Annotated in this window: 25 protein-coding genes and 1 riboswitch; of the genes, 14 read left to right on the top strand and 11 right to left on the bottom strand. The window is 72.5% G+C overall.

The genetic code is table 11. The annotated features are described in order from the left end of the window. The first annotated feature begins 17 nt into the window (after positions 1 to 17). A complete protein-coding gene (locus SMD20_RS38935; protein WP_329590852.1) occupies positions 18 to 1,235 on the top strand; it encodes a DUF4032 domain-containing protein in 1,218 nt (405 codons plus the stop codon). Here SMD20_RS38935 and SMD20_RS38930 read toward each other — a convergent pair whose 3' ends face one another. Beyond that, positions 1,236 to 1,841, bottom strand: coding sequence for an NAD(P)-dependent oxidoreductase (locus tag SMD20_RS38930; protein WP_329590850.1), 606 nt, complete (start codon positions 1,839 to 1,841; stop codon positions 1,236 to 1,238). It lies immediately after the preceding gene. A gap of 54 nt (positions 1,842 to 1,895) precedes the next feature. Between SMD20_RS38930 and SMD20_RS38925 the strand changes: the two genes are divergently transcribed. The 5 genes from SMD20_RS38925 to SMD20_RS38905 all read left to right on the top strand — a co-directional run bounded on the left by SMD20_RS38925 (position 1,896) and on the right by SMD20_RS38905 (position 4,411). Beyond that, the gene (locus SMD20_RS38925) at positions 1,896 to 2,246 is read left to right on the top strand and encodes a winged helix-turn-helix transcriptional regulator (RefSeq protein WP_329590848.1); all 351 of its coding nucleotides are present in this window, start codon (positions 1,896 to 1,898) and stop codon (positions 2,244 to 2,246) included. A gap of 137 nt (positions 2,247 to 2,383) precedes the next feature. Next, a complete protein-coding gene (locus SMD20_RS38920) occupies positions 2,384 to 2,758 on the top strand; it encodes a roadblock/LC7 domain-containing protein (RefSeq protein WP_091078097.1) in 375 nt (124 codons plus the stop codon). Positions 2,759 to 2,761: 3 nt separating this feature from the next. Then, the gene (locus SMD20_RS38915; protein ID WP_329590844.1) at positions 2,762 to 3,607 is read left to right on the top strand and encodes a DUF4388 domain-containing protein; all 846 of its coding nucleotides are present in this window, start codon (positions 2,762 to 2,764) and stop codon (positions 3,605 to 3,607) included. 29 nt (positions 3,608 to 3,636) lie between these two features. Beyond that, positions 3,637 to 4,011: a roadblock/LC7 domain-containing protein gene (locus tag SMD20_RS38910; protein ID WP_329590842.1), complete on the top strand. Its 375-nt coding sequence runs from the start codon at positions 3,637 to 3,639 to the stop codon at positions 4,009 to 4,011. 28 nt (positions 4,012 to 4,039) lie between these two features. Next, on the top strand, positions 4,040 to 4,411 hold the full coding sequence (locus SMD20_RS38905; RefSeq protein ID WP_020541337.1) for a hypothetical protein: 372 nt from the start codon (positions 4,040 to 4,042) through the stop codon (positions 4,409 to 4,411). Positions 4,412 to 4,459: 48 nt separating this feature from the next. On the opposite strand, the gene SMD20_RS38900 is transcribed toward SMD20_RS38905, so the two are convergent. From SMD20_RS38900 to SMD20_RS38885, 4 genes are all read right to left on the bottom strand, one after another. Next, positions 4,460 to 5,305, bottom strand: a complete 846-nt coding sequence (locus SMD20_RS38900; protein WP_329590840.1) for an alpha/beta fold hydrolase — start codon at positions 5,303 to 5,305, stop codon at positions 4,460 to 4,462. Between the two features lie 51 nt (positions 5,306 to 5,356). Next, positions 5,357 to 6,193 (bottom strand): hypothetical protein, encoded by an 837-nt coding sequence (locus SMD20_RS38895; protein WP_329590839.1) that lies wholly within the window; start codon positions 6,191 to 6,193, stop codon positions 5,357 to 5,359. A 210-nt stretch (positions 6,194 to 6,403) separates the two neighbouring features. After that, positions 6,404 to 6,539, bottom strand: a riboswitch (cyclic di-AMP (ydaO/yuaA leader). Positions 6,540 to 6,676: 137 nt separating this feature from the next. Beyond that, positions 6,677 to 6,877 carry a DUF5302 domain-containing protein gene (locus SMD20_RS38890; RefSeq protein WP_329590838.1) on the bottom strand — a complete coding sequence of 67 codons (201 nt, stop codon included), beginning with the start codon at positions 6,875 to 6,877 and terminating at the stop codon, positions 6,677 to 6,679. 48 nt (positions 6,878 to 6,925) lie between these two features. Further along, the gene (locus tag SMD20_RS38885; RefSeq protein ID WP_329590837.1) at positions 6,926 to 8,386 is read right to left on the bottom strand and encodes an MDR family MFS transporter; all 1,461 of its coding nucleotides are present in this window, start codon (positions 8,384 to 8,386) and stop codon (positions 6,926 to 6,928) included. Between the two features lie 56 nt (positions 8,387 to 8,442). On the opposite strand from SMD20_RS38885, the gene SMD20_RS38880 reads away from it, so the two are divergent. The 5 genes from SMD20_RS38880 to SMD20_RS38860 all read left to right on the top strand — a co-directional run bounded on the left by SMD20_RS38880 (position 8,443) and on the right by SMD20_RS38860 (position 12,722). Further along, positions 8,443 to 8,943 carry a PadR family transcriptional regulator gene (locus SMD20_RS38880; RefSeq protein WP_329590835.1) on the top strand — a complete coding sequence of 167 codons (501 nt, stop codon included), beginning with the start codon at positions 8,443 to 8,445 and terminating at the stop codon, positions 8,941 to 8,943. A gap of 84 nt (positions 8,944 to 9,027) precedes the next feature. Further along, on the top strand, positions 9,028 to 10,023 hold the full coding sequence (locus SMD20_RS38875) for a rod shape-determining protein (RefSeq protein ID WP_329590832.1): 996 nt from the start codon (positions 9,028 to 9,030) through the stop codon (positions 10,021 to 10,023). Between the two features lie 49 nt (positions 10,024 to 10,072). After that, positions 10,073 to 10,507, top strand: coding sequence for a hypothetical protein (locus tag SMD20_RS38870; RefSeq protein ID WP_329590830.1), 435 nt, complete (start codon positions 10,073 to 10,075; stop codon positions 10,505 to 10,507). 347 nt (positions 10,508 to 10,854) lie between these two features. Further along, positions 10,855 to 12,009: a lectin gene (locus tag SMD20_RS38865; protein WP_329590829.1), complete on the top strand. Its 1,155-nt coding sequence runs from the start codon at positions 10,855 to 10,857 to the stop codon at positions 12,007 to 12,009. Positions 12,010 to 12,095: 86 nt separating this feature from the next. Further along, entirely contained in the window at positions 12,096 to 12,722 is a 627-nt protein-coding gene (locus tag SMD20_RS38860) for an FMN-dependent NADH-azoreductase (protein WP_329590827.1), read from the top strand. Positions 12,723 to 13,020: 298 nt separating this feature from the next. On the opposite strand, the gene SMD20_RS38855 is transcribed toward SMD20_RS38860, so the two are convergent. From SMD20_RS38855 to SMD20_RS38835, 5 genes are all read right to left on the bottom strand, one after another. After that, on the bottom strand, positions 13,021 to 13,638 hold the full coding sequence (locus SMD20_RS38855) for a TetR/AcrR family transcriptional regulator (protein WP_329590825.1): 618 nt from the start codon (positions 13,636 to 13,638) through the stop codon (positions 13,021 to 13,023). A 91-nt stretch (positions 13,639 to 13,729) separates the two neighbouring features. Then, positions 13,730 to 14,905: an ABC transporter permease gene (locus SMD20_RS38850; RefSeq protein ID WP_329592822.1), complete on the bottom strand. Its 1,176-nt coding sequence runs from the start codon at positions 14,903 to 14,905 to the stop codon at positions 13,730 to 13,732. A gap of 77 nt (positions 14,906 to 14,982) precedes the next feature. After that, complete coding sequence (locus SMD20_RS38845) at positions 14,983 to 15,693, bottom strand: ABC transporter ATP-binding protein (RefSeq protein ID WP_329590824.1); 711 nt, start codon at positions 15,691 to 15,693, stop codon at positions 14,983 to 14,985. Then, positions 15,690 to 16,844 (bottom strand): efflux RND transporter periplasmic adaptor subunit, encoded by a 1,155-nt coding sequence (locus SMD20_RS38840; protein ID WP_329590822.1) that lies wholly within the window; start codon positions 16,842 to 16,844, stop codon positions 15,690 to 15,692. The genes SMD20_RS38845 and SMD20_RS38840 overlap by 4 nt, the downstream gene beginning before the upstream one ends. Next, complete coding sequence (locus SMD20_RS38835) at positions 16,841 to 17,356, bottom strand: hypothetical protein (RefSeq protein ID WP_329590820.1); 516 nt, start codon at positions 17,354 to 17,356, stop codon at positions 16,841 to 16,843. The genes SMD20_RS38840 and SMD20_RS38835 overlap by 4 nt, the downstream gene beginning before the upstream one ends. A gap of 173 nt (positions 17,357 to 17,529) precedes the next feature. Here SMD20_RS38835 and SMD20_RS38830 point away from each other — a divergent pair, with 173 nt between their 5' ends. Continuing rightward, positions 17,530 to 18,186: a response regulator transcription factor gene (locus SMD20_RS38830; protein ID WP_329590818.1), complete on the top strand. Its 657-nt coding sequence runs from the start codon at positions 17,530 to 17,532 to the stop codon at positions 18,184 to 18,186. A gap of 20 nt (positions 18,187 to 18,206) precedes the next feature. Then, a complete protein-coding gene (locus SMD20_RS38825) occupies positions 18,207 to 19,391 on the top strand; it encodes a sensor histidine kinase (RefSeq protein WP_329590816.1) in 1,185 nt (394 codons plus the stop codon). A gap of 7 nt (positions 19,392 to 19,398) precedes the next feature. Here SMD20_RS38825 and SMD20_RS38820 read toward each other — a convergent pair whose 3' ends face one another. After that, the gene (locus SMD20_RS38820; protein ID WP_329590814.1) at positions 19,399 to 19,728 is read right to left on the bottom strand and encodes a YciI family protein; all 330 of its coding nucleotides are present in this window, start codon (positions 19,726 to 19,728) and stop codon (positions 19,399 to 19,401) included. Between the two features lie 128 nt (positions 19,729 to 19,856). Between SMD20_RS38820 and SMD20_RS38815 the strand changes: the two genes are divergently transcribed. Continuing rightward, the gene (locus tag SMD20_RS38815) at positions 19,857 to 20,285 is read left to right on the top strand and encodes a VOC family protein (protein WP_329590812.1); all 429 of its coding nucleotides are present in this window, start codon (positions 19,857 to 19,859) and stop codon (positions 20,283 to 20,285) included. The last annotated feature ends 71 nt before the right edge of the window (positions 20,286 to 20,356 follow it).

Here is a 20,356-nt window from a genome sequence, read left to right as displayed (position 1 = left end):
CACCTTATCCTGAGCGAATGCCCCTCCAGATCACTGGCGCGCTCGGCGATCCCGACCTGCTCCGCCTCCCCTGGGACGTCCCACTCGAAGACTGGCCGCAGCACCATCTGGTGGATCTGCCGCGCGGCATCTCCCGGCACATCGTGCGCTTCGCCCGGCTCGGCGGCAAGGTGTACGCGATCAAGGAGATCAGCGAGCGCTACGCCAGGCGGGAGTACCAGCTCCTCTGGGACCTGGCCAGGCTCGACGCGCCGTCGGTCGAGCCGGTCGCGTACGTCACCGGCAGGGACGACGGCCTGGACGCCGCGCTGGTCACCCGGCACCTGCAGTTCTCGCTGCCCTACCGCGCGGTCATGTCGGGCACCCTGCGCCCCGACACGCTCACCCGCCTGCTGGACGCCCTGGCCGTGCTGCTGGTGCGGCTGCACCTCAACGGCTTCTACTGGGGCGACTGCTCGCTGTCGAACACGCTCTTCCGGCGGGACGCGGGGGCGTTCGCGGCCTATCTGGTGGACGCCGAGACCGGCGAGCTGCACCCCATGATCAGCGAGGGCCAGCGGCTGACCGACATCGACATGGCCCACACCAACATCTTCGGCGAGATGCTGGACCTGGAGGCCGGCGGGCTGCTGCACCCGTCGATCGACCCCATGGAGACCGCCGAGGACATCGTGGCCCGCTACCACCGCCTCTGGGCCGAGCTCAACGACAGCGAGATCATCGAGGAGCTGGACTGGCACCGCGTGGAGCAGCGCATCCGGCGGCTCAACCTGCTCGGCTTCGACGTGGCCGAGATGATGGTGCGGCGCAAGGTCGGCACCGGCCGGCTCATCGTCCGGCCGAAGGTCGTGGACGCGGGGCACCACCAGCGGCGGCTGCTCAGGCTGACCGGCCTCGACGTCGAGGAGAACCAGGCCAGGCGGCTGCTCAACGACCTCGACGGCTTCCGGGTGGCGAAGGGCCTGCGGCACGAGGACGAGGCCATCGTGGCGCACCGGTGGCTGGCGGAGGTGTTCAACCCGACGGTGGACGCGATCCCGGCCGGGCTGCGCGGGAAGCTGGAGCCCGCGCAGATCTTCCACGAGATCCTCGACCACCGCTGGTATCTGTCCGAGCAGGCGGGCGCCGACGTCGGGCTCGCCACGGCGGCGAAGTCGTACGTGGACAACGTGCTCGTGCACAAGCCCGACGAGAAGGCGCTGCTCCCGGACGAACCGGATGAATCCGACGAGTAGTCAGTACGCCACAGTGATGCGGGTGCGCGGGTGGGCGCCGCGCTCCAGCTCGTCGGCGACGGCGACCGCGTAGTCCTCGGCCGTGATGAAGCTGCGGCCGTCGGCGTCGGTGAGCAGGTCCTCCCTGCCGATGCGGTAGACGCCGGTGCGCTCGCCGGGCGCGATCTCGGCGGCCGGCGAGATGTAGGTCCAGTCGAGGTCGTCCACCTGGCGGAAGAGGCCGAGGGCCTGCCGCCCGGCCAGCGCCTCCTTTTTGTAGATGTCCGGGAAGCCGGGCGTGTCGACCAGGTCGTCGCCCGAGGGCACCTTGAGGCTGCCCGCGCCGCCGACGGCGATCAGCCGCCGCGTTCCGGCCTCGCGGGCGCCGTCGATGACCGCGCGGTTGGCCTCCAGGAACGGGCCCTCCGGGTCGCTGCCGTCGCGCGGCGGCGAGATGGCGAGGACGATCGCGTCGTGCCCCTTGGCCAGGGTGGCGGTGTCGCGGACGTCGCCCTTGACCGGGCCGCCCGAGCGGCTGACGCCGGTGACCTCGTGCCCACGGCCGGTCAGCTCGGCGACGATGCGCTGCCCGATCATGCCGGTCGCGCCAAAGACAAGGATCTTCATGGGGTCAACAGTATCTGTTGGATACTGGTTACTTCATCGTGCTATAAGTACCTTGTGGATACCGGTGACGTATTCGACCCACAATGCCCGACCCGCGTGGTCCTGGACCGTATCGGCGACAAATGGTCGATGCTGGTGCTGCTCAGCCTCCGCGACGGGCCGATGCGCTTCACCCAATTGCGCACCCGGATCGGCGGCGTCACGCCGAAGGTGCTCACCCAGACCCTGCGCGCGATGGAGCAGGACGGGCTGCTGACGCGGGAGGTGTTCGCCGAGGTCCCGCCGCGGGTGGAGTACACGCTGACGGGCCTCGGGCGCTCGCTCCACGGGCCGCTGTCGGTGGTGGCCGAATGGGCCGAGCAGAACGTCGCGGAAATCCTCCGTTGCCGCGAGAAATTCTCGTGAATCTCATATTTATCTGTACTGGTGTTGTTTTTCTCCGCCATCGCCGTACAAATCATTAACTCCAGCCGCTGATCACGCTTCGCGGCGATTCCGTACCTCTACGCTGTCTCCGTCCCACCGATGGCGAGGGAGGTCACGTGCTCGGAATCGACACCTGCCTGGCGGAGGTCATGGCCATACCAGGCGCGCTGGACGCCATGCTGGTCGACCACACCAGCGGCATGGCCGTGGCCTTCAGCCAGGCGTCCGGCGTCGACGCCGACCGCTCCGCCGCCGCGCTCACCGAGGCGCTGCGCGCCACCTCCGACGGGCTCGCCCGTACCTGTCCCGGTGACGTCGTACGCATCGACGACATGATGGTCACCACGGACAAGGGCCACCATCTGCTCCGGCTGATGGAGACCGTCTTCGAGGGGCCGCTCGTCATCTACGTACGCCTCGACCTGGAGCGAGCCAACCTCGCCCTGGCCAGGCACCGTCTCCAGTCCATCGCCGGCCGTCTGACGACGTGAGCCATGACCAAGCTGGACTCCCTCCTCGCCGGGCTCGCCCGAGAGCGCTCGACGGGCGCGCTGCGGGTCGGGCGGAGCGGCACCATCTTCCTGTCGGACGGGCGCGTGACGTACATGGAGTGCGCCCAGACCCCGAGCCTCGAACGGCTGCTCACGGCCAGGGGACGGATGTCGGAGGCGGCCCTGCGGGGCGTGCAGTCCGACGGCGGCTGCGACCGGCTGCTGCGCGAGGGCTCGATCACGCAGGGAGAGCTCCAGTACGCCGTGCTCGGCGTGGTGCTCGACGCGGCCTTCTTCCTGCTGCCGATGAGCGGGACGCGGCCGAAGTTCCGCCCCGGCGAGGAGCACTGGCTGGGCAGGCAGTGGTTCTTCGACGTGGCGGGGCTGGTGCGCGAGTGCGCCAGGCGGCGGGCCCAGCTCGCGGGGATCTGGCCGTCCGCCGACGTCGACACCAGCCCGGTGCGCCCGGCCACCGCCCTGGCCGGGCACGGGGTGACGCTCGACCGGATCCAGTGGGAGGTGCTCGTCCGGGCCGACCGGAGGGCGACCCCGCTGGAGCTGGCCAAGCAGATCGGGCGGTCGGGCTACTCGGTGCTGCTGGCGGTGCGCCGGCTGGCCGCCGCCGGCCTGCTGTGCCCACCGGATCCGCCCGGTCCGCCGGGCCAGGAACCGGACCCGCCCGCCACGGAGGACGAGCGGACGCTGCCCAGGCGGGCCCGCGGCGAGCTGCCGCGGCCGCCCCACCATCCGGAGGCCCCGCGGCTGCCCGCCGGGCCGCCCGTCACGGGGGACCCGACCGATATAGCGCTGCTGTTGCGGCTGAAGAAGGCGCTAGAGGAGCTGTCGTGAGGTTTCCCTCACTCAGGAGGAGGCCACGGGTGGAATCGACGCACGAGGTCCTGGAGGAGATGAGGCTCCTGCGCGAGCGCACGCCGGACGTGCGCGGGAGCGTCGCCTGCACCGTGGACGGCCTGCAGGTGGCCTGCGACCTGCCGGACGAGATCGGCGAGCAGGCGGCGGCCCTGGCGGCGGCCCTGCTCGCCATGAGCAGGCGCATGCTGATCATGGCGCAGCACGGCGCCTTCGAGGAGACGCTGATCTCCGGCACCGCCGGCTTCGTGGCCTTCTACGCGGCCGGCCCCACCGTCATCCTCACAGTCCTGGCCGGACCCGGCGCGAACGTCGGGCTCCTGCGGCTGGAGGGCAGGAAGACGGCCGCCGCCGTGGCGGCCGTCGCAGCACCCAAGCAGTGAAACCGAACCCGGCAGAGAAGGAGGAGTCATGGCGGGCATGGACGTCTCTCTCAAGGAGATGATGACCATCGACGGCGCGGTCGGAGCGGCGGTCGTCGACTACGGCAGCGGCATGGCGCTGGGCACCCTCGGCGGATCGAAGGACCTGGACCTCCAGGTCGCCGCCGCGGGGAACACCGAGGTCGTCAAGGCCAAGCTGCGCACGATGGACTCGCTGGGCCTCAAGGACAGCATCGAGGACATCCTCATCACCCTGGGGGGCCAATACCACATCATCCGCCCCATCACCGGACGCGGCGGCAAGGGGCTGTTCCTCTACCTCGCCCTCGACCGCGCCCGGGCCAACCTCGCGATGTCCCGGCACCAGCTCCGGGGCATCGAGGAGAAGCTGGAGGTCTGAGCCTCGCCGCGGCCCGCGCCCCGTGACGGGGTGCGGGCCGCGGCGCGTTCAGGCGGTGGTGAGCTTGGTGATCTCGGCCACGAGGTCGGGCCAGAGCGCGCGCGGCAGGTCGTGCCCCATGCCCGGGTACGTCACCAGGCGGGCGCCCGGGATGGCCGCCGCGGTGGCCTGGCCGCCCGCCAGGGGAACGAGCTGGTCGGCCTCGCCGTGCACCACCAGGGTGGGCACGTCCAGCCGGCCGAGCGCCTCGACGCGGCTGCCCGAGGCCATGATGGCGGCGAGCTGCCGGCCGGTCCCGGCCGGGTCGAAGCAGCGGTCGTAGGCCAGGGCGGCGAGGGTGGTGATGCGCTCGTGGTCCAGCTCGTAGCCGGGCGAGCCGATCACCGACCAGGTCCGTACGGCCTGCGCCAGCACGCCGTCGCGGTCGGCCGGAGGCCGGGCCATGAGGATCGCGGCGGCCTCGGCCGTCGGAGGCGCGACCTCCGGACCGGGGGTGGACATGATCGAGGTGAGGGTCAGCACGCGCTCCGGGTGGCGGATGGCCAGCGTCTGGGCGATCATCCCGCCCATCGAGGCGCCCACGATGTGGGCCTGCGGCCAGCGGAGGGCGTCCATGAGGCCGGCGGTGTCGTCGGCCATGTCGTCCAGCAGGTACGGCGGAGCCGTGCCAGGACCGGGCGCCCCCGCCTCGCCGAAGTGCGTGGAGAGCCCCGCGTCGCGGTTGTCGAACCGGACGACGTGGTGTCCCTGCTCGGCCAGGAGCTCGCAGAGCCCTTCGTCCCAGTGGATGAGCTGGGCACCGAGGCCCATGATGAGGAGCAGCGGGCGGCCTCCGGGGGCGCCGAAGCTCTCGTAGGCGATGTCGATGCCGTTGGCGGTTACGCGGGTCGTCACCGGACCAGAATCTCATTCTGGTCCGGTGACGTAAAGCGTCAGGGCCGGGGGTCAGCCCTTGATCAGGCGCCGGAGCCGGGCGCCGGCCACCACCACGGCCCCGCCGCCCAGAGCCAGGACGAACCACAGCACGGCGCCGACCGCGCCGGTGCTCGCCTGCGCGGTCTCGCCCGCGGGGGCGGGCGCGGCCTGGCCGGCGGCGAGCTCGACGGCCGCGCCGCCGGACTGGGCCTGCGTCTTCGCCTGCGTCGTCTGCGCGCCCGAGTGCTCGGCCGTCTTCTCCACGGCCTTCGTCGTGGTCTTCGCCGGCTGCACGGTCTGCGTCGCCGTCGGCTTCTCCGCGACCTTCGGGGGCTTGGCCGGGTTGTTGTCGCGGCGCGACCAGGCGCCGGTGGAGAAGGGCACCGGGTAGTTCTTCTTGCCGACGCCGGGGCCCCACTTGGTGATGACGTAGTCGACCTTGATGTGGCCCTGGCCGCCGTTGCCGTCCACGTACAGCGTGGAGGGGTTGAACCTGCCGCCGGTCAGCTCGGCGAACGTCTTGGCGTCCAGGTCGAGCATGATGCCCGAGTTGGAGGGCACGCCGGGGCCGCGGTCGCCCACGAAGAAGGGCATCTTCTTGCCCTTGTAGATCACGTAGCCCTCGGTCAGCAGGGGCCAGCTCGGGCTGGCGGCCAAGCCCTTCTGCATGGGCTTGCCGCTGGCGGGCAGGCCCGTGTCCCCGGCCCGGCCGGAGGCGTCGTCCCAGAAGTAGGAGGCCGTGGTCGAGCCCTTGAGCAGGATCTTCTCGTCGGTGTCGGCGTGGGCGGGGGTGGAGACGGCGGTGAGCGCGCCGAACGAGCAGGCGGCGAGCACGGCGCAGGAACGCAGGCCAAAGCGGGGAGACATGAAGCAGTGAGTCCTTTGCGAGGGGGCAGGGACACGCGCTCAGGGGAGAAAGGCGCAGCCGGGAATGAACACCTGACGGGGGGAGGCTGCGCGGAGCGCGGAATGAGCCTGGGGTGAGGGGCCGCTCAGCGGGCGGCCGGCACTACGCTCTCGGGAATCTCGACCGGTGGGGAGCCGGCGTCCGGGGGTGTGACGCGGTACGACATGCGGGGGTCCTCTCCATCACGCCTACCGGGTTAGCTGACGGGTTCGGGCGAGGAGATGCCCTACCGGCGTGCTGCCGGATTCACCCCAACGAAGTGGGTCCCCGGTTCCCGAGTGGTTCGGGATTCGGCTGGTTGAATGGCAAGACTAAACCACGCACGCCGGGACGAACGCAAACGAATCTTCATGAATCGGACAAAAGATCTACCTGGCCGCAGCGCAAAGAAAAGAGGGGCGCGGAATAACCGCGCCCCTCTGGACCTGCCGGAACTGTCTGACTCAGCCGCCGCTCTTGCGCCTGAAGGATCGCTTGTTCGCGGCCGGGCCGTGCGTGCCGTGGATCTTCGACGGATCGCCGCCCCTGCCACCCGCGCCGCCGGCCGCCTGCTGGCCGCGCTTGCGCTCAAGCGCCTCGCGGAACTTGCGCTTCATCTCGTCCTCGGGAGTTTCGCTGACTTCCGGCTCCGGTGATTCCGCCATTGAGGACCTCCATGGTGTTGGGACACCCCCAGCTTCGCACGGGGTACCTTACGACGCGAAACCGGCGTCAATCTTGGTCTGCGGCACGGCCGGCAGCTCCAGCCGCCGGCCCGGCATGGCCGCCAGCGCCACGAGGGCGATCATCGCCCCGGCCACGCCGAGCGACGGGACGGCGACGGCCGCGGCCGAGGCGTGCGCGGCGGCGAGGCCCTGCGCCGGAGCCTCCGCGGTGACCGTGGAGGTGTAGAGCGCGCCGCCCACGGCCAGCGCCACGGAGCCGCCGATCTGCCGGAAGAAGGTGAGGTTGGCCGAGGCGGTGCCGAGGTACGCGGGCGGCACCGCCTGCTGGACGGCCACGGTCAGCCCCGAGAACATCGGCCCCATGCCCAGCCCGATGAGCAGCATCCACCCGGCGAGCGCCAGGCCCCCGGTGTCCAGAGCGAGGTTGAGGCAGAGCAGGGTGCCGGCCCCGAGCAGGAACGGCGCGGCCAGCAGCCAGGGCTTGTAGACCCTGGTACGGGACATCAGCATGCCCATGATGCCGCTGCCCACGACCATGGCCAGCGTCATGGGGTAGATCCGCAGGCCCGACTCGGTGGCGTCGGCGCCCAGTGCCTCCTGGAAGTAACGCGGCAGGAAGACGACCCCGGCGTACAGGCAGAACGCGGTGACGAAGGAGGTGACGTTGACCAGCGTGTACGTCCGGTTGCCGAACAGGTGCATCGGCATCATCGGGTTGGCCGCCCGCCGCTCCACGGCCACGAACGCCGCGAGCGCGGCCAGCGCCAGCAGGATCGGCCCCGCCACGGGCGCGTCGGTCCAGGTGTGGCCGTCGAGCCCCTTCTCCGTCAGCCCCACGAGCAGGGCCGTGATGGCGACGGTGAAGACGGCGATGCCCGCGTAGTCGGGACGCCCGCCGCCGCCGGTGCCCGGCCGCCCCGGCAGGCGCAGCGCGACGATCGCGATCAGCGCCGCGCCGAGCGGCACGTTCACGTAGAAGCCCCAGCGCCAGCTCGCCTGGTCGGTGAACACCCCGCCGAGGAACGGCCCCGCCAGGTACGCCAGCGCCATCACGCCGCCCAGAGCCCCCTGGGTGCGCGCGCCGCGCGGGGTGCCGGGCGGGAACATCTCCAGCACCAGGGCGAGCGACAGCGGCAGCAGCGCGCCCGCGCCGAGCCCCTGGAGCGCGCGGAAGGCGATGAGCTGCGTCATGTCCTGGGCCAGTCCGCACAGGGCCGAGCCCGCCACGAACACCACCATCCCGACCAGCAGCAAGGGCTTCCTGCCGTGCTGGTCGGACAGCCTGCCGTAGAGCGGCACCGTGACCGTCGAGGTCAGCAGGTAGGCCGTCACCACCCAGGTGTACAGCTCGCCGCCGCCCAGCTCGCCGACGATGCGCGGCAGCGCCGTGCCGACGATCGTCTGGTCGAGCATCGCGAGGAACATGCCGCCGAGCGCGGCCACGAGGACGAGCGCGCCGCCCTCCCGCGTCTTCATGTCATCAGCCACATGTGAAGATTGATATGTAAGCTCTTACATGTCAAGTCTTCGATAAGCTGACCGCCATGTCCCTGCGGATCGCGCTCCTGGGGCTGCTCTCGGCCAAAGGCCCGGCGAGCGGCTACGACCTGGCGAAGAAGTTCGAGCACTCGCTCAACCACGTCTGGCAGGCCGGGCACACGCAGATCTATCCGGAGCTCGTGAAGATGGCGGCCGACGGGCTGGTCGACGCCGGCTCCGAGGGCGTGAGGGGGCGCAAGACGTACACGATCACCCCGGAGGGGACGCGGCGGCTGCACGAGTGGATGATCGAGCACGCGGCGGTGGGCGTGACGCGGAGCGAGGTCGCGCTCCAGGCGTTCCTGCTGCCGCTGCTCGACCGGGACGACGCGATCGCGGTGATGGAGCGGATCCGGGCCGGGTTCCAGGGGCGGCTGGCGACGCTGGAGTGCCAGTCCCCGGCCTCGTTCGGGGCGTACGCGCTGAGGCTGGGGCTGGCGCAGGTGCGGACCAGCCTCCAATGGGCCGACGAGGTCCTGGCGGAGCTGAGGAATCCGGCCGGGTAAAAGGACGCCGTTCTGCTCGTGGTGTTGCGTTGATGTTCCGCCGGAAACAAATCCCGACATGGTGGACATATCACCTGGACAGCCATGAGCATCCTGGGGCTGGACCTGGCAGTGGATCTGGGGGCCGCGCGCACGCGGATCTACGTCAAGCGCAAGGGCATCGTCCTGGACGAGCCCACCGCCGTCGTCCGCGACGCCAGGACAGGCAAGATCGTGGAGTACGGCGCGGAGGCCGACCCCACGAGCGGCCACGAGACCTGCCGGCCCGTCAGCGCGGGCCTGCCGGTGGACGGCGAGCTGACCCGGCGGCTGGTCAGGCACTTCCTGCGCAAGGTGCACCGGCGGCCCTTCGCGGCCCGTCCACGCCTGGTCATGGCGCTGCCGGAGGGCGCCACGCCCATCGACAAGGTGGCGCTGCGGGACGTCGCCTACGACGCCGAGGCCCGCGGGCTCCTGCTCGTCCCGCACGGGCTCGCGGCGGCGCTGGGCGCGGGCGTCCAGGTGCGGGACGGCACCGGGCGGATGATCATCGACATCGGGCGGGACGTGGCCCGCGTGGCCGTCCTGTCCCACGGCGCGGTGGTGGCCGCGGCGACGGTGCCCGTCGGGGGCCGGGCCATGAACCTCGCCATCGTCCGCATGGTCGAGCGCGAGCACGGGCTGCTGCTCGACGAGGCCGAGGCGGAGGAGGCCAAGCGCCAGGCCGGCACCGACTGGAAGCCGCTGCAGCGGCACGTGACGGTCCAGGGCCGGGACGCCGAGACCGGCCAGGAGCGGGCCGTGTCGCTGCCCGTACAGCTCATCTACGAGGCGACCAGGCAGCCGGTCGAGGCCATCGTGCGGGCCGCCGTCGGGACCGTCGAGGGATGCCCTCCCGAGCTGGTGGCCGACCTCGGGGAGCGCGGCGCGGTGCTGGTGGGGGGCGGCGCGCTGCTGCGCGGCCTGGGCCGGCGGCTGCGCGCGGCGCTGTACATGCCGGTGCGGCGGGCGGAGCGGCCCCTGTACTCGGTGGCGCTCGGGCTCGGCCGGTGCGTGGAGGACCAGCATCTGGTGAGCCGGCTCAAGTCGATCATCCACTGATCCCGCGCGGCCCTGCCGGAGGCGCGGGGCCTCCGGTAAGGTCCGGAGCATGCGTACCCGCCGATACGCAGTCTCCGTGGCGCTCGTCTGCGTCGCGGCGATCAGCGCGTGCACGGCGGGCAGCGGCCTCCCGACGCTCGACGAGGCCACCAGCCGGCTCGCCGCCGACGCCGACCTCCTCCTCCGCTCCTCCGGCCTGCGCCGCTCCGCGCCACAGCAGCTCGACGACGGCTCCTGCGTCCCCGGCGAGGTACGCGGGTCGCTGCGGGCGGAGAGCGAGCGGGTGGACGCCTCCTCCGGCCTGCGGGAGAAGCTCCAGGCCATGGGGTACGCCGAGATCGCCGACGACCTGGACCTGCGCGACGGCCGCCAGGACGTGACGGTGCTGCGCGACCCCAGGACGTTGCTGACCTTCGAGCTGACCGTCGCCCGCGGCATGGGCGTCCGCCTGGTCGGCACGACCACCTGTTACGCGGCCTCCTAGTACTACGGCCTGTCCCTTCCTCAGTTCCTGGTCCACTTCTGGTTGGCGCCGCCGTTGCACGTCCACAGGATGATCGCGGTGCCGGCGCCGTCAGCGGATCGGTCCGACGAGCGGCCGCCGCGGCGTGAACGTTTCATTGAACGCCGCCGCGCGCCCGTAACCGGTTCATGCCTGGTGGGGGCGTCCCGGCGGGCCGGCGGGGGCCGTCGCAGGCGGGGGCGGGCGCTTGACGGATGCCGCCGCGAGGTATTTGCTCCGCCACACACCACCACCCCAGCAGCCCTCGCGGAAGGAGCGCCGCGCCGGGCAGCGAAATGTTAGCGCTAACAACGCATCAGGAGGTTCCCTTGACCCCTATCGATTCGGCCCCCGCCCGGGCAGTGGGCCCGCGCGCCTGGAGACGCGGCTGCGCCGCCGCGCTCACGGCCCTGGCGCTCGTCTTAGCCGCCATGGCGACGGGGGCGGGGACCGCCGCCGCCGAGTCCAACGGCGGGACGCGGGTCATGCCGCTCGGCGACTCCATCACCGAGGGCACCCAGGTGCCGGGCGGGTACCGGATCGGGCTGTGGCAGCGCCTGCTCGGCGGCCGGTACACGGTCGACTTCGTCGGCTCGCAGTTCAACGGGCCCGCCGGCCTCGGCGACCACGACCACGAGGGCCATCCGGGCTGGCGGATCGACCAGATCGACGCGAACATCGCCGGCTGGCTGCGCTCGTACACGCCGCGCACGGTGCTGCTGCACCTCGGCACCAACGACGTCCTGCAGAACTACAACCTGGCCGGCGCGCCGCAACGGCTGTCCACGCTGATCGACCGCGTCACCGCGGGCGCGCCGAACGCGGACGTCTTCGTCGCGACGATCATCCCGCTGTCCAACGCCGGCCAGGAGTCGGCCGCCCGCGCCTTCAACGCGGCGATCCCCGGCATCGTCCAGAGCAAGGTGAGCGCCGGCAAGCGCGTCCACCTGGTCGACATGCACAGCAAGCTCACCACCGCCGACCTGATCGACGGCATCCATCCCACCGCCGGCGGCTACGACAAGATGGCCGCCGCCTGGTACGCCGCGCTGCAGTCGGCGCCCGGCAGCATCGGCGAGCCCGGCACTCCCGGCTCCACGGCCGGCGCGATCAAGGGCGTGGGCTCGGGCCGCTGCCTCGACGTGGCCGGCGCCGCACAGACGAACGGCACACCGGTGCAGATCTACGACTGCAACGGCCAGGCCAACCAGCGCTGGGAGGCCACCGGCGCGGCCGAGCTGCGGGTCTACAGCGGCAAGTGCCTGGACGTGTCCGGCCGCGGCACCGCCGACGGCGCCCAGGTGCTGATCTGGGACTGCAACGGCCAGAACAACCAGCAGTGGCGCTTCAACGCCGACGGCAGCATCACCGCGATCGGCGCGAACAAGTGCCTGGACGTGCCCAACTACTCCACGGCCAACGGCGTCAGGCTCCAGATCTGGTCCTGCAACGGCGCCGCCAACCAGCGCTGGACCCGCACCTGACGGCTTGACGTAACCGGACCGTGGTCCATATAGTTCTCGCAACTAACCGGACCACGGTCCGATACTGTCGAGAAAGAGGTGCTCCCATGCCGAAGCTCCTGCACGTCTCCGCCTCCCCGCGCGGCGAGAACTCCGATTCGCTGCGCATCGCCCGCACGTTCACGGACGCCTACCGCGACGCCCACGAGGGCGACGAGATCGAGCACTGGGACCTGTGGGACGGCTCCCTGCCGGACTTCGCCGCCGGCGCGCGCGCCAAGATGACCGTCTTCGGCGGCGGCGAGCCGCAGGGCGAGGAGGCCGCGGCGTGGACCGCCGCCCGGCGCGCGTTCGAGCGCTTCGCCTCCGCCGAGCGGCTGCTGTTCAGCGTCCCGATGTGGAACGGATCGGTGCCGTACGTGCTCAAGCAGCTCATCGACGTCGTCAGCCAGCCCGGTTGGATCTTCGGCGTCGACCCGGAGAAGGGCTACAGCCACCTGCTGGAGGGGCGCGGCACCCGCGTCGCCGTCGTCTACACCAGCGCCGTGTGGGGGCCGGGGCTCGGCCCGGAGTTCGGCAGCGACTTTCAGTCCACGTACTTCTCCGACTGGCTGCGCTGGACCGGCCTGACCGACATCAGCGAGATCCGCTTCCACCCCACGCTCACCGGCGACCGCGACGAGACGCGCCGGCAGGCCGAGGCGCACGCCCGAGAGCTGGCCAAGGGCTTCTGATGGCTCCCGGCGAGGAAGGGCTGCGGCCGATCCGCCGCTACGGCGCCGCCGAGCGACGCCGAGCCCGCGCACGGCTCGGGCTCGACGGCCGGGTCAGGGTCGAGCACCGCATTTTTCCCCTCGAACTGTTCAACGGCCCGCACCCCCGGCGCGGCACCGACACCGAGGCCGTCGGGCTCGGACAGATCGAGGCGCGTCTCCTGGCAGGGGCCATGGGCGGCCGGCTTCCCCGTCGTGGACTCCTTCGAGGCCGGCGCCTACGACGCCCTGCTCAAGCGCGCGGCCCAGTGAGCGGCGCTCACCGGCGACCGTGGGTCACCCGCGGCTGGTGAGAGACCGACTCCACCAGGCAGGTGACGGTGGCGGCGGCGCGGCCGGCGCCGTACTCGGCCCGCAGGACCCCCGCCACCTCCGCGCTCACGGCCGCCAGGAGGGCGTGGGACAGTGGCTCGGCGTCGGCGTCCGGACGGGCCTCGGCCAGCAGGATGGCGACGTGGCGGTGCCAGAACCGGTAGGCGCCGATGCGGAACCTGGCGCCGGGGCTGGCGGTCTCGGACATCCTGACCAGGTCCAGGTGCCCGAGCACGTACTCCAGGTAGGCGGCGAAGAAGGCGGCCAGCCGGTCGCGGGCGGGCGCGCCCGGCCCCAGCGGCGGCGAGCCGGACAGGATGCGTTGCTGCAGGTCGCGTTCACGCTCGTCGAGCAGCGCCGCCGCGAGGCCCGACTTGTCGCCGAAGCGGCGGAAGAGCGTGCCCTTGCCCACTCCGGCCGCGGCGGCGACCGCGTCCATGGAGACCGACTCCACGCCCTTCTCGGCGAACAGCCTGGCCGCGGCGGCCAGCACCTTACGCCGGTTGCGGGCCGCGTCCGCGCGCTCCTTGGGCGGCTGCGCGCCCAGCATTTCCAGCTCCTCCATTCAAACGGACTGTAGTCCATTTTCATGGCGGCGCGCAACAGCCCGCGCCGGACGCCACTACCGACGCCTCCATCAGCTAGGGCCTCGTCTTCTACGGGGTGGAAAGGGCCTCGGTCGGGGAGAGGCGCGAGGCGCGTACGGCCGGGTAGAGGCCCGCCACCGCCCCGATCGCCAGCGTCGCCGCGAGGCCGCCCGCCGTCGCCCAGGCGGGCACCACCGGGGGCCAGCCGCTGTACAGCGCGTACCCCGTGGTCACCGCCGTGCCCAGCAGGACGCCGCCGGCCCCGCCGAGCAGCGACAGGAGCAGCGACTCCGCCAGGAACTGCGTGCGGATCTGCCCCCTGGTCGCCCCCAGCGAGCGGCGCAGGCCGATCTCGGCCCGGCGTTCCAGGACGGAGATGACCATCGTGTTGGCCACGCCGACCCCGCCCACCAGCAGCGCCACCGCGCCCACGCCCAGCAGGAGGCCGGCGAAGGCCTGGCTGGTGGCCTGCTTGGCGGCCAGCGCGTCGGACGGGCGGGAGACGTCCACCTCGTTCGGCGCCTCCGGGTTGGCGGTGCCGGCCAGGACCTCGCGCACCGCCTCAAGACCGGCCTCCTCCGCGCGGGTGTAGAGGGTCGTCGGATGCCCGTCGAAGCCCAGCCGCTCCTCGGCGACCGGCCAGCCGACCAGCACGCCGTTGTCGAGGTCGGTGGCGAGGGCCACCGGGTTCAGCACGCCGACCACGGTGAAGCGCACGCCGCCGACGACGACCTGCGTGTCCGGGCCGGCCGCGCCGACGCCGAGCCGCCGCGCCGCCGCCGCGCCGAGCACGGCCGCGGGATGGCGTTCGGTGGCCGCGTTGAGCCAGATGCCGTCGCGCAGGGTCGCGCCGATCGTGGCGGGCAGGTCGAGGCGGGCCGCGTACGTGCTGAGCCCGCCGGTCTGGACCTCGGGGATCCGCTCCGAGCGGTAGACCTTCGCCTCGGGGATCTTGCCGACGGACGAGACCGCCTGCACCGGCCCGACGCGCTCGATCATGGCCTCGGCCTCCACCGGCAGCCGCGCCGCCTCCCCCGTCAGCGTGGCGCCGGCGGAGACGGTGAGCAGGTTGGTGCCGAGGGCGGAGAGCGTACGGTCGAGCTCGGCGCCCGAGGAGGACGAGAGCCCGACCACGCCGACCATGGCCGCGATCCCGATGGCGATGCCCAGCGCGGACAGGAACGCCCGCAGCGGGCGGGTGCGCAGGCCGACCGCGCCGACCCGCACGACGTCCCCCGGCCGCATCCTGGCGGGCGCCGGCGGCGTCCTCACCGGCCCCGGCCGCGGTTCTTCCGGCGCCGGCCCGGGGGGCTCCAGGGCGCTCATCGGGTCACCCGCCCCTCCGTCGCGAGGACGCCCGCGGCGGAGTCGGCGACGATCCGGCCGTCGCGCATGCTCACCTGCCGGGGCAGGCTGCTCGCGATCTCGTGGTCGTGCGTGATGATCACGATGGTCGTGCCGGCCGCGTTGAGCTCGTGCAGCAGGTCCATCACGCCCGCGCCGGACACCGAGTCCAGCGCGCCGGTCGGCTCGTCGGCCAGCAGGAGCGGCGGCTCGCCGGCCACCGCGCGGGCGATGGCGACCCGCTGGCGCTCCCCGCCGGACAGCTCGTGCGGCTCGTGGTCCATGCGATGCCCCAGCCCCACGCGCTCCAGCGCCTCGGCGGCCCTGCGGCGGCGTTCGGACCGGCGCAGGCCCGTGTAGATGAGCCCGTCGGCCACGTTGTCCAGCGCGGGGACCCTGGCGGCCAGGTGGAAGTGCTGGAAGACGAAGCCGATCGTGGTCGCGCGCAGCGCCGAGAGCCGGCCGTCGGAGAGCGCCGCCACGTCGTGGCCGTCGAGCTGGACGGCGCCTGAGGTCGGCCGGTCGAGGGTGCCGACGACGTTGAGCAGCGTGGACTTGCCCGACCCCGACGGGCCGACGACCGCGACCAGCTCGCCGTGCTCGACGCGCAGCGACACCGAGCGCAGCGCCGCCACCCCGCCGGGATAGGCGCGGGACACCTCCGTCAGGGCGATCATCGGGTACGTCATCGCGGCATCCCCACGGTCATGCCCTCGCGCAGCCCCTCGCCCTCGACCTCGACCCGCCCGCCGGAGAACAGACCGGTCTCGACGGCGACGTACCGGGCTGAGCCGCCCTCGACGACCTGCAGCCCGAACCCGCCCTCCCGCAACGCGACCAGCGCCGCGACCGGCACGGTGAGCACGTTCTCGCGCCGCGAGGCGGTGAAGGTCACGTCCACCGCCGCACTGTCCAGGCCCTTGGCGGCTTTGGCGGCCTTCGCGGACGTGAGGGAGACCAGGGCCTCGACCCGGGTCTCGGGGGCGGCCCCCTGGCCCTCGCCGGGCTTGATGACCGTGGCGACCTCGGTGACCTTGCCCGGCACCGTCGTGCCGTCCGGCAGGGTGACCCGGACCTTGGCGCCCTTCCGCGCCATCCGCTGGTCCTCGGCGTCCAGTTCGGCGGTGACGAGCTGGGACGTTCCGGTGTAGGTCAGGATCTTCTGGCCCGGCTGGGCCGGCTGACCCTTCTCGGCCTCCAGGCTCTCCACGCGCACCTTCCCCGGCGCGAACACGACCCGCCCCAGCTCGACCACCCCGGTCTCCTCCAGGCCGCGGTCGGCCTGCCATTCCCTGACGGCCGCGGCCGTGCCGTAGGTGTACTCGTCGTCCACGGTGAAGCCGTCGTAGCCGAGGCGGCGGAGGTTGCGCTCCAGGTTCTCGACGTCCGCGCCCTCCGTGCCGACCCGGAGGTCGCGGTAGGCGGGCGTGTCACCGTACATGAGGGTCACGGGCTCGTCGTCCACGCGGTAGAGCGAGCGGCCGCGGGTGATCCGCGCGCCGCTCGCGGGCAGCCAGGTGATCGTGCCCGGCCTCCTCGCCACGGCGCCGGTGACCGGGCCGTGGCCGAGCCGGCCGTCGGCGTCCACGGTGTCGTCGAGGGTCTGCCTGGTCACCGTGGTGGTGGCCGGGGGCAGGATCGCGGCCGTGCCGGTCGGGCCGGCCGGTCGCGTCAACGGGCCGGCGCCGTTGATCGTGGCGAGCGCACCGCCCGTGGCGGCCACCACGACCAGCAGCCCGATGACCGCCCGCCCGCGCCGCCGGGGGCGGCGCGGGCGCGACGAACCGGTGTCCGCCCGGCTCCCTCTCCCGTCCTTGCCGTCGAGGGTGGTCATGCTCATCCCAGGCCTCCCAAACCGGCCTCGCTCATCTCCTTCTGGCACTTCTCCTGGGCGGCTTCGAAGTCGGGGTCGTCGCGGGTGATGCGCATCATGCCGCCGTCGGGGTCCGGGAACTTCTCGACGCCGTTGTCCCGCATGCACTGCGCCGCCTTGCGCAGCGCCTCGGTACGCTTGGGATCGCCGCCGCCCTTGAGCTGGCCGGCCGGGGCCCACTGCTTGCACGCCTGTGCGGCCTGGTCCACCTTCTCCTTCGGCGTGCCGGGACCGATCCTCATCGTGACGCCCTTGCCCGGCTCGGGGTCGGGCACGTCGATGCCGTGCTCGCGCATGCACTGGGCGTACTTGATGCCCTTCTCCTGCGGATCGGCGCTCGGTGGCGCGCTGGTCGCGGCCTTGGTGCCGGTGACCGACGCCACCTCGGAGCCGCCGGCTCCGCCGGCCGCGCAGCCGGTCAGGAGCAGGGCGAACGCGACGGGCGCGGCGGCCAGGGCGCTGCGGGCTCGTCCTCGCATGAGTGGTCTCCCCCATCTGGTTGGTACGACATGTGGGTGTTCGAGGGGAGATGCAATAGGCCGGGCTGTTTCCTCCGCGTTTCCTGGCGTCCCGCTCCGGCCGCTTACCTCCGCCGAACGCCGTCTGAGCCACACTCGGCTCTGTAGCCGACGGGAAGGGCCGGAGAGAAGCCATGCGGGTGCTGGTGGTCGAGGACGAGCACGTGCTCGCCGACGCGATAGCCGAGTGGCTGCGTGAGGAGACGCACGCGGTCGACCTGGCGCACGACGGCGAGGCGGCACTCGAACGCCTCGCGGTCAACGACTACGACGTGGTCGTGCTGGACCGTGACCTGCCGCGCGTGCACGGCGACGACGTGTGCAAGGAGCTGGTGGCCTCCGACTCGGCCGCGCGGGTGCTCATGCTGACCGCCGCGGCCCAGCTCGACGACCGGGTGACGGGGCTGTCCATCGGGGCCGACGACTATCTGCCGAAGCCGTTCGCGTTCCCCGAGCTGGCCGCGCGGGTGCTGGCGCTCGGCCGGCGGTCGCGGCCGGCCGCGCCGCCGGTGCTGCGGCGGGCCGGGATCACGCTCGACCCGTCGCGTCGCGAGGTGTTCAGAGACGGGCGGTTCGTGCCGCTGGCGAGGAAGGAGTTCGCGGTGCTCGCCGAGCTCCTGCGGGCGCAGGGCGGCGTGGTCTCCGCCGAGCACCTGCTGGAGAAGGCGTGGGACGAGCACGCCGACCCGTTCACCGGGGCGGTCCGGCTCACCGTGCTCAAGCTGCGCCGCAAGCTCGCCGGCCCGCCCGTGATCGAGACCGTGCCGGGAGTGGGGTATCGGATCGGATGACCGGACGCTGGAGGCCGCGCGTGCCGCGGACGTTGCGGCTGCGGCTCACCCTCGGGTACGGCGCGATCTTCCTGGTGGCGGGGCTGACGCTGCTCGGGGTGACGTACGTGCTGTTCGACCAGCAGCTCACGCGGTCGTTCGAGGACCGGTACGTCGCCGCGCCCGGCCTGCACAAGCAGTTCTTCATCATCAACGGCGACGTGCAGCTCACCGGGGACGCGGCCGTCGCCTGGCTGCGGCGGCAGGAGCTGGAGCTGCGCGGGGCCGCCGGCACGTCGCTGCTCGCGCAGGGCGTGCTCGCGCTGGCCGTGGTCGGCGGGGCGGCGGTCGCGTTCGGCTGGGTGATGGCCGGGCGGATGCTGGCCCCGCTGCACCGCGTCACCGACACCGCCCGCCGGATCGCGGCCGCCCCGATGGCCGAGCGCGGGCTGCACGAGCGGATCGCGCTGGAGGGCCCGGTGGACGAGGTCAAGCGGCTCGCCGACACCTTCGACACGATGGTCGAGCGGCTGGACCACTCCTTCGACGGGCAGCGCAGGTTCGTCGCGAACGCCTCCCACGAACTGCGCACGCCGCTCACGCTCAACCGGGCGCTGGTCGAGCTGGCCATGCACCGGCGTACGGCCTCGCCGGACGTCAAGGAGCTGGGCGAGAGCCTGCTGGAGATCAACGCCCGGCACGATCGGCTCATCTCGGGCCTGCTGCTGCTGGCCCGCTCGGAGCAGGAGATCGCCGACCGCTCGCCGGTGGACCTCGCCGACGTGGTGACGCACGTGGTGCGGCAGACGGCCGGCGACGCCGCCGCGGCCAAGGTCACGGTGGAGGAGGTGGCCGGCCAGGCGCCCGTCACCGGGGACGCGCTGCTCCTCGAACGGCTGGTGCACAACCTGGTCGAGAACGGCATCAGGTACAACCTGGACGACGGGAGCGGGTGGGTGCGGGTGGTGAGCCGTACCGTGGCGGACGGCAAGGCGCAGATCGAGGTCAGCAACACCGGGCCGGAGGTGCCGCCGTACGAGGTGCCGCCGCTCTTCAAGCCCTTCCACCGGCACGGCGCCGAGCGGGTGGTGACGGCCCGGAGCGCGGGGCTCGGCCTGTCGATCGTGCGCTCGATCGCGGTGGCGCACGGCGGCGACGTGAGCGCCCGCCCCCGCGACGACGGCGGCCTCGTCGTCACCGCCACCCTCCCCCGCGCCCGCCACTGACCGGCCGTCAGGCCCCGCCGAGCAGCGCCCGCAGCGTCGCGCCGGCCCGCCCGGCCTCGACGGTGACGATGTCGTACGCCGCAACGCCCGCCACCGCGAACGGATCCTCGGCCGCCGCCCGCTCGACCCGCTCCCGGTCGCCGACGGCGAGGATCACGCCGCCGAGGTCGTCAGGCACCGTCTGCCCGGACAGCAGGAACATGCCGTCGGCGTGCCACCGCGTGAGGTAGGCGACATGGCCGGGGACGTGCGGGGCGACCTCGGCGGGCGGAGCGGTGTAACGCACCAGCAGCACGTGCAGCACCGGCGGGCTCTCCTCGGCCGGTCGATCGCTCACTCGGGGGCCTTCCTTCATCGTGTCTCGCGCTGTGCGGGCACCACCCTGCCAGGCCGGGCCGACAGAATCGGGGTATCGGGCCGGGGGTGCGGGTAGTGATCGCGGAAACGCACGGGAGGAAGTCGCTCATGTCCGCTCCCTCGATCCCCCGCTTCCATCTGGCCGTACCCGTGGACGATCTCGACGCCGCCCGGCACTTCTACGGCGAGCTCATCGGCTGCGCCCAGGGCCGCAGCTCCGGCAGGTGGATCGACTGGAACCTGCACGGGCACCAGTTCGTCACCCATCTCGCGCCCGGCGCCGCCGGGGAACGGGCGCGCAACCCGGTGGACGGGCACGACGTGCCGGTGCCGCACTTCGGGCTGATCCTGACGATCCCGGAGTTCCATCGGCTGGCGGACCGGCTCAGGGCGGCCGGCGTCGCGTTCGTCGTCGAGCCGTACCTGCGCTTCGCGGGCCTGCCGGGCGAGCAGTGGACGATGTTCCTGCTCGACCCGGCGGGCAACGCCCTGGAGTTCAAGGCGTTCGCCGACGACGCGCAGATCTTCGCGGTCTGAGCAGGTCGTTCGCTCAACAGGCGCTCCACAGGTTCTCAACATCGGCCTGGCTACCTTCGCGGTGTCCAGTA

The sequence above is a fragment of the Nonomuraea sp. LP-02 genome (assembly GCF_036289125.1).
In the GTDB taxonomy this organism is placed as follows: Bacteria; Actinomycetota; Actinomycetes; order Streptosporangiales; family Streptosporangiaceae; genus Nonomuraea; species Nonomuraea bangladeshensis.
Note: the sequence above shows the minus strand (reverse complement) of the source record. Positions and strands in the feature narration are given on the sequence as shown.

Excerpts from the sequence above, each read along its gene's own strand:
- SMD20_RS38935 (WP_329590852.1), top strand. The coding sequence starts at position 18 with ATGCCCCTCCAGATCACTGGCGCGCTCGGCGATCCCGACCTGCTCCGC.
- SMD20_RS38930 (WP_329590850.1), bottom strand. The coding sequence starts at position 1,841 with ATGAAGATCCTTGTCTTTGGCGCGACCGGCATGATCGGGCAGCGCATC.
- SMD20_RS38915 (WP_329590844.1), top strand. The coding sequence starts at position 2,762 with ATGACCAAGCTGGACTCCCTCCTCGCCGGGCTCGCCCGAGAGCGCTCG.
- SMD20_RS38905 (WP_020541337.1), top strand. The coding sequence starts at position 4,040 with ATGGCGGGCATGGACGTCTCTCTCAAGGAGATGATGACCATCGACGGC.
- SMD20_RS38895 (WP_329590839.1), bottom strand. The coding sequence starts at position 6,193 with ATGTCTCCCCGCTTTGGCCTGCGTTCCTGCGCCGTGCTCGCCGCCTGC.
- SMD20_RS38890 (WP_329590838.1), bottom strand. The coding sequence starts at position 6,877 with ATGGCGGAATCACCGGAGCCGGAAGTCAGCGAAACTCCCGAGGACGAG.
- SMD20_RS38880 (WP_329590835.1), top strand. The coding sequence starts at position 8,443 with ATGTCCCTGCGGATCGCGCTCCTGGGGCTGCTCTCGGCCAAAGGCCCG.
- SMD20_RS38875 (WP_329590832.1), top strand. The coding sequence starts at position 9,028 with ATGAGCATCCTGGGGCTGGACCTGGCAGTGGATCTGGGGGCCGCGCGC.
- SMD20_RS38870 (WP_329590830.1), top strand. The coding sequence starts at position 10,073 with ATGCGTACCCGCCGATACGCAGTCTCCGTGGCGCTCGTCTGCGTCGCG.
- SMD20_RS38860 (WP_329590827.1), top strand. The coding sequence starts at position 12,096 with ATGCCGAAGCTCCTGCACGTCTCCGCCTCCCCGCGCGGCGAGAACTCC.
- SMD20_RS38855 (WP_329590825.1), bottom strand. The coding sequence starts at position 13,638 with ATGGAGGAGCTGGAAATGCTGGGCGCGCAGCCGCCCAAGGAGCGCGCG.
- SMD20_RS38850 (WP_329592822.1), bottom strand. The coding sequence starts at position 14,905 with ATGCGGCCGGGGGACGTCGTGCGGGTCGGCGCGGTCGGCCTGCGCACC.
- SMD20_RS38845 (WP_329590824.1), bottom strand. The coding sequence starts at position 15,693 with ATGACGTACCCGATGATCGCCCTGACGGAGGTGTCCCGCGCCTATCCC.
- SMD20_RS38840 (WP_329590822.1), bottom strand. The coding sequence starts at position 16,844 with ATGAGCATGACCACCCTCGACGGCAAGGACGGGAGAGGGAGCCGGGCG.
- SMD20_RS38835 (WP_329590820.1), bottom strand. The coding sequence starts at position 17,356 with ATGCGAGGACGAGCCCGCAGCGCCCTGGCCGCCGCGCCCGTCGCGTTC.
- SMD20_RS38830 (WP_329590818.1), top strand. The coding sequence starts at position 17,530 with ATGCGGGTGCTGGTGGTCGAGGACGAGCACGTGCTCGCCGACGCGATA.
- SMD20_RS38815 (WP_329590812.1), top strand. The coding sequence starts at position 19,857 with ATGTCCGCTCCCTCGATCCCCCGCTTCCATCTGGCCGTACCCGTGGAC.